This window comes from Bradyrhizobium guangdongense, from assembly GCF_006483445.1.
Taxonomy (GTDB): Bacteria; Pseudomonadota; Alphaproteobacteria; order Rhizobiales; family Xanthobacteraceae; genus Bradyrhizobium; species Bradyrhizobium guangdongense_A.
Window position 1 is genome coordinate 1 of record NZ_PPPT01000135.1, and the last position, 7,868, is coordinate 7,868.

Annotated in this window: 10 protein-coding genes; 5 read left to right on the plus strand and 5 right to left on the minus strand. The window is 63.2% G+C overall.

The window, feature by feature from the left end; translation table 11 throughout:
* Positions 1–71 precede the first annotated feature (71 nt).
* Complete coding sequence (locus C2U70_RS19680) at positions 72–359, plus strand: hypothetical protein (protein ID WP_140980081.1); 288 nt, start codon at positions 72–74, stop codon at positions 357–359.
* Here the strand turns inward: C2U70_RS19680 and purU are convergent.
* Positions 356–1,219, minus strand: coding sequence for a formyltetrahydrofolate deformylase (purU, locus tag C2U70_RS19685; protein ID WP_140980082.1), 864 nt, complete (start codon positions 1,217–1,219; stop codon positions 356–358). The genes C2U70_RS19680 and purU overlap by 4 nt on opposite strands.
* A gap of 140 nt (positions 1,220–1,359) precedes the next feature.
* Between purU and C2U70_RS19690 the strand changes: the two genes are divergently transcribed.
* Both C2U70_RS19690 and C2U70_RS19695 read left to right on the plus strand, forming a co-directional pair.
* Positions 1,360–2,202, plus strand: coding sequence for a uroporphyrinogen-III synthase (locus tag C2U70_RS19690; protein WP_140980083.1), 843 nt, complete (start codon positions 1,360–1,362; stop codon positions 2,200–2,202).
* A gap of 151 nt (positions 2,203–2,353) precedes the next feature.
* Positions 2,354–2,584 carry a hypothetical protein gene (locus C2U70_RS19695; protein WP_140980084.1) on the plus strand — a complete coding sequence of 77 codons (231 nt, stop codon included), beginning with the start codon at positions 2,354–2,356 and terminating at the stop codon, positions 2,582–2,584.
* A gap of 17 nt (positions 2,585–2,601) precedes the next feature.
* Here the strand turns inward: C2U70_RS19695 and C2U70_RS19700 are convergent, their stop codons facing one another.
* From C2U70_RS19700 to C2U70_RS19715, 4 genes are all read right to left on the minus strand, one after another.
* On the minus strand, positions 2,602–2,991 hold the full coding sequence (locus tag C2U70_RS19700; RefSeq protein ID WP_246666796.1) for a DoxX family protein: 390 nt from the start codon (positions 2,989–2,991) through the stop codon (positions 2,602–2,604).
* Between the two features lie 22 nt (positions 2,992–3,013).
* Positions 3,014–3,232 (minus strand): DUF4287 domain-containing protein, encoded by a 219-nt coding sequence (locus C2U70_RS19705; protein WP_140980086.1) that lies wholly within the window; start codon positions 3,230–3,232, stop codon positions 3,014–3,016.
* 63 nt (positions 3,233–3,295) lie between these two features.
* The gene (locus tag C2U70_RS19710) at positions 3,296–4,024 is read right to left on the minus strand and encodes a helix-turn-helix transcriptional regulator (RefSeq protein WP_140980087.1); all 729 of its coding nucleotides are present in this window, start codon (positions 4,022–4,024) and stop codon (positions 3,296–3,298) included.
* Between the two features lie 4 nt (positions 4,025–4,028).
* Positions 4,029–4,706 carry a Crp/Fnr family transcriptional regulator gene (locus C2U70_RS19715; protein ID WP_140980088.1) on the minus strand — a complete coding sequence of 226 codons (678 nt, stop codon included), beginning with the start codon at positions 4,704–4,706 and terminating at the stop codon, positions 4,029–4,031.
* A gap of 324 nt (positions 4,707–5,030) precedes the next feature.
* On the opposite strand from C2U70_RS19715, the gene C2U70_RS19720 reads away from it, so the two are divergent.
* Positions 5,031–5,852, plus strand: a complete 822-nt coding sequence (locus C2U70_RS19720; RefSeq protein ID WP_140980089.1) for an ABC transporter ATP-binding protein — start codon at positions 5,031–5,033, stop codon at positions 5,850–5,852.
* Positions 5,849–7,780 (plus strand): long-chain fatty acid--CoA ligase, encoded by a 1,932-nt coding sequence (locus C2U70_RS19725; protein WP_140980090.1) that lies wholly within the window; start codon positions 5,849–5,851, stop codon positions 7,778–7,780. The genes C2U70_RS19720 and C2U70_RS19725 overlap by 4 nt, the downstream gene beginning before the upstream one ends.
* Positions 7,781–7,868: the final 88 nt, after the last annotated feature.

Here is a 7,868-nt window from a genome sequence, read left to right on the forward strand (position 1 = left end):
GAAGGCTAGGCTCGGCCGCCGCCGGTTGCCGCCCGGTGTCCCATCAACCCAATTCCGGCGCCAAGAACCAGATGCCTGCACGTATCCGCCTTCTCGCGATTGCCGTCGCGGCCAGCGTTCTGGCCGCGGGCCTGTCGGGCTGTGGCACGATCAACGAGAAGGTCTCGGCCGGGATGGGCGACTACATCCCGCAATGGGCCGGCGGCCTGCCGGGCGATGCCCCGCCGCGGCCGGGCACGGCGCAATACGATGCCTGGATGAAGGAGCGGGAACGTCAGCGGCTGATGCCGGCGGCCGATCGCTCGAAGGAAGGTCAGGCCCAGCCACCGGCGTCGAGCTCCGCCGACGCGATCCGCTAATCCATGAACACCACGGTCTTGCGACCGTTGAGGATCACGCGGTCGTCGAGGTGGTAGCGGATGGCGCGCGCGAGAACGCGGCGTTCGATGTCGCGGCCCTTGCGGACGAGATCTTCCGGCGCGTCGCGATGGCTGATGCGCTCGACGTCCTGATCGATGATCGGACCTTCGTCGAGGTCGCGCGTCACGTAATGCGCGGTCGCGCCGATCAGCTTCACGCCGCGCTCATGTGCCTGGTGGTAGGGCTTTGCGCCCTTGAAGCCCGGCAGGAAGGAGTGGTGGATGTTGATGCAGCGCCCCGACAGCTTTGCAGAGAGATCGTCGGAAAGAATCTGCATGTAGCGGGCGAGCACGACGAGATCGGTCTTGGTCTTGCCGACGAGGTCGATGATCTGCCCTTCCTGTTCCTTCTTGGTCTCCTTGGTGACCGGCAGGTGGTGGAACGGGATGTCGCCGAAATCGAGCCCGGCATAGACCTCGCGCGGATGGTTGGAGACGATCGCCGTCAGGGTCATCGGCAACTCGCCGGTGCGCCAGCGATAGAGGATGTCGACCAGGCAGTGGTCGGACTTCGACACCAGCAGCATCACCTTGCGGTGCGCGGCGCGGTCCCGCATCTGCCACTCCATGCCAAAGCGTTCCGCGATCGCGGCAAAGCCGGTCTGGAGAGCCGCCAGCTCGACGGCGAGATCGGCCGCGGTGAACACCACGCGCATGAAGAACTTCTTTGTCTCCATGTCGTCGAACTGCTGGGCATCGAGAATGTTCTGTCCATTGTGGGCAAGGAAGGTGGACACCGCCGAGACGATGCCGGGGCGGTCGGGACAGGACAGGGTCAGAACGTATTGATGATCGGGCATGGTCTTTGATGAAGGTTTGGGCAACCAGCGCGGAACGCGGCGATTTGCGCCCTGCTCTATCACCGTGCGCGGCCTTGCGCCAATCCCAAGAGAGGAGTCAGGATGAACGCAACATTGCAATTTCGCCCCGAGGCTTGACCATGGCCGACCGCTTGAACGGCTACCGCATCCTGATCCTGGAGACGCGCGAGGAAGCGCAATTCTCGAAACTGCTGGCCGAGCAAGGCGCCGACGTCGTGCAATGCCCGATGATCGAGATCCACGACGCCCCCGATCCGGCACCGGTCGAGGCCTGGATCCGCCGCGCCATCGACAAGCCCTTTGACGATCTTGTGCTGATGACCGGCGAAGGCCTGCGGCGGATCATGAAGCTCGCGCGAGAACGCGGCCTCGACCAGGCGCTTGTGGCGGCGCTGGCGAAATCGCGAAAATTCACCCGCGGGCCAAAACCCGGCAAGGCGCTGCGCGAGATAGGGCTGGAGCAGCAGCAGATGACGGAGAAGCCGACCACCGACGGCGTCATCGAGATGATGGCCAAGCTCGACCTCAAGGGTCGCCGCCTGGGCTTGCAACTCTATCCGGACAAGGACCACAGCGCACTGATCGGCGCGCTGTCAGGGCAAGGTGCTGTGGTCGATACCGTGCTGCCCTACGCCTACGACCCCAAGGCGGCAGATGACAACATCGCGGCCGCCATCGACGAGATGGCGGCGGGACGGATCGATTGCATTGCGCTGACCAATCTCGGCCAGGTCCGCCGCCTCGTCGACGCCGCGAAGATGCGTGGCAGCGAGGCCAAGCTGCGTGAGGGTCTTCAGCGCACGCTGATCGCCTCGGTTGGGCCCGCGGTCTCCGGCGAACTCGCCGCGCACGGCCTGCGCGAGGATATTTTGCCGGCCGATGAGTCCTACTTCATGCGCCCGCTGATCTCGGCGATGGCCACGCGCCTTGCGGAGAAGCGGCCGAAAGTGACGGCGGGGTGAAGCCTCCAGCTCAGTGACATTCTTCACATACGCGCCCTCCTGCGGGTGCCACGCATGCAAGACACTCCTGCAAAAGTGGAGGCGCGTTATGACACGCACATGCTCAAGACTTGCAATTTTGTTGCTGGCAGGTTTCGGACTCGTCGCGACCATGTCCGTCGCAAGCGCTGAGGATTGGTACTTTATCAACCGGCAACCGGCCTCGATCGGCGTGGCACAGGCCATGGCCGCGAGGGGCCTGCCGTTTGGCTACTATTGGCTTCAGCCCAACGGCAATTGGGGTTTTGAAGGCAATTCGGATGCGGTCGGAAATACCTACGGCCGTCATCTGAGCCTCTCCGAACGCGGCAGGCTCTACTCTCCGGGCGAGCTGCTGAGGTAGCCTGATCTTCGGCAGTGTCAGGCTTCCGCTGATGGCGACATCAGCGGAAGCAGCGCCCGCACGCGCGGATCGCGCAAATAGAGACCGGCCCAGGCAAGCAGGGCGAGATAGACGCCGAAAAGCATGTGAGTGAAAAGCGGGTTGCCGACCCGCAGGTGTGAGGCGACGGTTCCGCCCATATAGGCGGTCAGCAGGATGGCGCCGAGTACGGCGGTTCTCGGAAACGCATAGAGCGCCGTGCTGATCAGAGCCACAACACCCAACGCGCGCGCAAGGTCGGCCGAGGCAGGGTAGCCGAGTTCGGCGGTCGATTTGATCACGACATCGAGCGGGACGAGCTTGATCCCGGCATCGAACAGCATGAAAGCAATGACAAGCCCGCTCATGACATGGCCGGCGACGCGCATCGAATTGCTCATTGTCATCCTCTTATTTCTTCTTGCCCTTGAGAAGCGCGACGATCGCCATGGCATGGCCATGCCTGAGGCCGAACTCGTCCTTCAATGCGGCGACGATCACGCCGACTTTCACCCCGTCCGCGAGTCCTGTCGCGGTCGAAAAGCCTTTGTCCTTGCCCCATTTACGAAACTGGTCGGGACTCCTGCCGGTCTTGATCCGGATATTGTCGAGATAAGCCTGAAAGCTCACGGCAGCACTCCCCCGGTATTCGCTCCCACCGCCAAGGCCGGATTGAGCCCGCGAATATCGCGATCAGGGCGTCGTTGTTTTGTATGAAAACGACAATTGCGGACGCTCGCGGGCGAGGCGCGCAGGGGTCATGCCGATCAGTTGCTTGACCGAACGGGTCAGATGCGCCTGGTCGAAATAGCCGGCGCCAAAAGTCGCATCGAGAACGGAGCTTCCGCCCACGAGCAAGCTGGCCGCGTGACGCGCCCGCTGTATCTGCTGATAGCTGCTGAACGTCATGCCCGTGACCCGGCGAAAGTGTCGCTGCGTCGAACGCTGGCTCATCCAGTCGACATCGCCGTCAACCGCCGCATCAGTCGCATGGCTGCGTGCGATGACACCCGTGCGCGCCAGGCGAGCGACGAGACACTCCGCATTGTCGAAGCTCGGAATTTCCCAGCTCATATTCGAGAGCAGGAACCGATCATTGCGGAGAACCGGCAAATGTATGCTTTGGTGGTCCATCAATGCCGCCGTCGGGATAAGCGGCAGATAGGTCCCCAATCGAAACCGTATCGCGACCCACTCGCCATTCGCTGGACATTCGACCAGAGTTCCCTGGGTCACGGGCCCCCTGAGCGTCACCGCCAGGAATCCCGGCAACCTTGTCACGACGAGTTCGATATTTCCTTCGGCCATCGACAGGAAGGAGCCGCCGTTCCGGCTCCAGCTCCGCCACACGCGCTCGACGTAAGGCGAAACGGATTCGCGATCCTGGAATCTGATCAGCGCGGCAGGATCCGGTGAGCGCATGCGATCACTCCTCCCCGTAACTCCTGAGACGCTCGATATCCAGGATCGTCACGCCACCATATTCCAGCCGGAGCAGGCCTTCCTTCTCCAGCCGGTTCAGCGAGCGGTTGGCGTTCTGCCGCGACATGCCGGAGAGCGCGCCGATTTCCTCCTGCGTGATCTCCAGATGCTTGGTCGATTCCGGATAGAGGATCGGGTTGAACAGCGAGGCGATGCTGCGGGCAAGCCGCGCGGTCGCATCCAGCGTGCGGTTGACCTCGAGCATGCCGATGAACTGTCCGAGCCGTTCGTTGAGCTGGCGCACCAGGAAGCGGTTGAAGCCGACGCTGTTCTCGAACAGCCAGAGGAACGCACTGCGTTCCATCAGCGCGAGACGGCTGTCGCGCAGTGCAACGACATCGTAGCGCCGCGGCTCGTTCTTCAGCACGCTGCCTTCGCCGAACCATGCGCCCGCCGTGAGTCCGGCCAGGCTTGTCTCCTTGCCGTCGCGCGAAACCGCGCCCATCCGCGCCAGCCCGGAGACCATGCCGGCCCAATAGTCAAACTTGTCGCCGCGCATGAAGATGGTTTCGCCGGTAACGTAGGATCGCTCCACGATCCCGGCGCGGGCGACCTCGATCTCGCGCTCCGTCAATTCGCGCGACCAGGCTGCAATGCGTCGCAAGTGCTCCTGCGCAATCATGATCCCAAAGCCGTCAGCACCACGCGCCGCCTCACTTCATTGCTGCACCGCAACAATACCGCTAGCCGTCCTTCGACGAAAGACTGCCCTCGCCGACCAAACTTTGCGGGAGAATTGTCAGCCACAAGACATTTCAAAATAGCGCGTTACCCTATTGAGGACCACCTTGCGCGATGCGGCTTTTGATCCCGATGGGGACCAGAGCTTGAGGCGGGATCGATCGGGACCTTTGGCTGCATGGCCTCACCCGGACACCCGTACTAGGATCGCACGAGGTCGTGACGAAGAGCGCGCCAAAGCGCCATCGCCGGGGAGGGATTTTTGGTGGATTTCGGCCTTGAAGTGCGCGGCGTGTCCTTGCGGTTCGGCGGTGTCCGCGCGCTGACCGACGTCAGCTTTGGCATCAAGGATGGCGAGCTGTTCTCGATCATCGGCCCCAACGGCGCCGGCAAGACCTCGATCGTGAACTGTATTTCCGGTCGCTACAAACCGACCGAGGGACAGCTCTTCTATCGTGGCCGCGACATCACCGGCCTGACGCCCAACGCGCGCCCCTCGCTCGGCATCGGCCGCACCTTCCAGAACCTCGCGCTATTCCACCACATGAGCGTGCTCGACAACATCATGGTCGGGCGCCATCACCTGCTGAAGAACAATTTTCTCACGGGATCGTTCTATTGGCTCACCGGCGCGCGCAAGGAAGAGCTCGAGCATCGCCGCAAGGTGGAGGAGATCATCGACTTCCTCGACCTGCAGTCGGTGCGCAAGGCACAAGCCGGCACCCTGCCCTACGGCCTGCGCAAGCGCGTCGAGCTGGCGCGCGCAATGGCGCTGGAGCCAAATCTCATTCTCCTCGACGAGCCGATGGCTGGCATGAACTTCGAGGAGAAGGAGGACATGGCCCGCTACATTGTCGATCTCAACGAAGAGTTCGGGATGACGGTGGTGATGATCGAGCACGACATGGGCGTGGTGATGGATATCTCCCACCGCGTCATGGTGCTGGATTTCGGCAAGAAGATCGCCGAGGGCGATCCGGCCGCGGTCCTCGCCGATCCTCACGTCAGGCGCGCTTATCTCGGCGAAGAGGACGAGGTGCTGACCGATCCCGATGACAAGCCCGAGGCTCCGGAGTGCGCAGCATGATGGACTACGCAGGGCGCGTCGCGCAGGCCGATACCTATCCAAAGATGCTGCGGCTCAACGCGAAGGAGCACGGCAGCGAGATCGCCTTGCGCGAAAAGGATCTCGGGCTCTGGCGCCTCTTCACCTGGAACGACTACCAAAACCGCGTGCGCGATTTTGCACTCGGCCTGGTCGAGCTTGGCCTCGGACGCGGCGACGTCATCGGCATTATCGGTGACAACCGGCCGGACTGGGTTGCGGCCGAAATCGCAACCCACGCGATCGGCGGCATGAGCCTCGGGCTCTATCGCGACGTGCTGGATGAGGAAGCATCCTATCTCCTCACCTATGGCGAAGCGCAGCTCGTCTTCGCCGAGGACGAGGAGCAGGTCGACAAGCTGCTGACGCTGGCCGACCGCGTGCCAAAACTGAAGCACATCGTCTATTCCGACCCGCGTGGCATGCGGAAATACGACGATCCCCGGCTGCTGCCGGCCGAAAAGCTCGCCGAACTCGGCCGCGCCCGCGCCGCGCGCGAGCCCGGCCTCTATGACAGCCTGGTCGATGCCACCAAGGGCGAGGACGTCGCAATCCTCTGCACAACGTCAGGCACCACGTCGCATCCGAAACTTGCAATGCTCGCCGCCGGCCGCGTGCTCGGCCATTGCGCGACCTATCTGTCCTTCGATCCCAAGGGACCGGATGACGAGTACGTCTCGGTGCTGCCGCTGCCCTGGATCATGGAACAGGTTTACGTGCTCGGCAAAGGCCTGCTCTGCCGGATGAAGATCAACTTCGTCGAAGAGCCTGAGACGATGATGAACGATCTGCGCGAGATCGCGCCGACCTTCGTGCTGTTTGCCCCGCGCGTCTGGGAATCCATTGCGGCCGACGTCCGCGCCAAGGTGATGGACGCTACGCCCTTCAAGCAGCGCCTGTTCGATCTCGGCATGAAGACGGGACTGGCCGCACTCGAACAGGGCATGCATTCGACGTTGGCAGACACCATCCTGTTCCGCGCGCTGCGCGACCGGCTCGGCTTCACCCGGCTGCGCTCGGCCGCCACCGGCGGCGCCGCGCTCGGCCCCGATACCTTCAAGTTCTTCCAGGCGATGGGCGTGCCGCTGCGCACGCTCTACGGCCAGACCGAGCTGCTCGGCGCCTACACGCTGCATCCGGCCGGCAAGGTCGATCCTGACACCACGGGTGTCCCGATGGCGGACGACATCCAGATCCGGATCGACAATGCCGACGTCCACGGCGTCGGTGAGATCGTGGTCCGCCATCCCAACATGTTCTTAGGGTATTACAAGAACCCGGAGGCGAGCGTTGCCGACATCAGGGACGGCTGGATGCTGTCGGGCGATGCCGGCTATTTCAACGACAACAAGCAGCTCGTTGTCATCGACCGCATCAAGGATCTCGCCGAGACCTCGCGCGGCGAGCGTTTTTCGCCGCAGTTCATCGAGAACAAGCTGAAGTTCTCACCTTACATCGCGGAAGCCGTGGTGCTCGGCGCCGGTCGCGATGCGCTCGCGGCGATGATCTGCATCCGCTACTCCATCATTTCGAAGTGGGCGGAGAAGAATCGCATCTCGTTCACGACCTACAGCGACCTTGCCTCGCGGCCCGAGGTCTATGCGCTGCTGCACAAGGAGGTCGAGACCGTCAACGCGACCCTGCCGCCGGCGCAGCGGATCTCGCGCTTCCTGCTGCTCTACAAGGAACTCGACGCCGACGACGGCGAGCTCACCCGCACAAGAAAGGTCCGCCGCAGCGTCATCAACGAGAAATACGAAGGCATCATCGACGCCATCTACCGCGGCGACGCCAACATCCCTGTCGACACCGTGATCCGCTTCCAGGACGGCACCACGCAGAGGGTGCGCACCACGCTCCGCGTGGTGGACCTCGGCGGCGCCGGGCATATGGCGGAGGCCGCGGAGTGAAACTGGTATCCGTCGCGAACTGTGCTGCCCTTCGCCTCTCCCCGCTTGCGGGGAGAGGCCGGAGCGCGTCAGCGATCCGGGTGAGGGG

What these genes read in the sequence shown, in the direction of transcription:
- C2U70_RS19725 (WP_140980090.1), top strand. Translation starts at nt 5,849, where the DNA reads ATGATGGACTACGCAGGGCGCGTCGCGCAGGCCGATACCTATCCAAAG.
- C2U70_RS19700 (WP_246666796.1), bottom strand. Translation starts at nt 2,991, where the DNA reads ATGCGCGTCGCCGGCCATGTCATGAGCGGGCTTGTCATTGCTTTCATG.
- purU (WP_140980082.1), bottom strand. Translation starts at nt 1,219, where the DNA reads ATGCCCGATCATCAATACGTTCTGACCCTGTCCTGTCCCGACCGCCCC.
- C2U70_RS19715 (WP_140980088.1), bottom strand. Translation starts at nt 4,706, where the DNA reads ATGATTGCGCAGGAGCACTTGCGACGCATTGCAGCCTGGTCGCGCGAA.
- C2U70_RS19710 (WP_140980087.1), bottom strand. Translation starts at nt 4,024, where the DNA reads ATGCGCTCACCGGATCCTGCCGCGCTGATCAGATTCCAGGATCGCGAA.
- C2U70_RS19690 (WP_140980083.1), top strand. Translation starts at nt 1,360, where the DNA reads ATGGCCGACCGCTTGAACGGCTACCGCATCCTGATCCTGGAGACGCGC.
- C2U70_RS19695 (WP_140980084.1), top strand. Translation starts at nt 2,354, where the DNA reads ATGTCCGTCGCAAGCGCTGAGGATTGGTACTTTATCAACCGGCAACCG.
- C2U70_RS19680 (WP_140980081.1), top strand. Translation starts at nt 72, where the DNA reads ATGCCTGCACGTATCCGCCTTCTCGCGATTGCCGTCGCGGCCAGCGTT.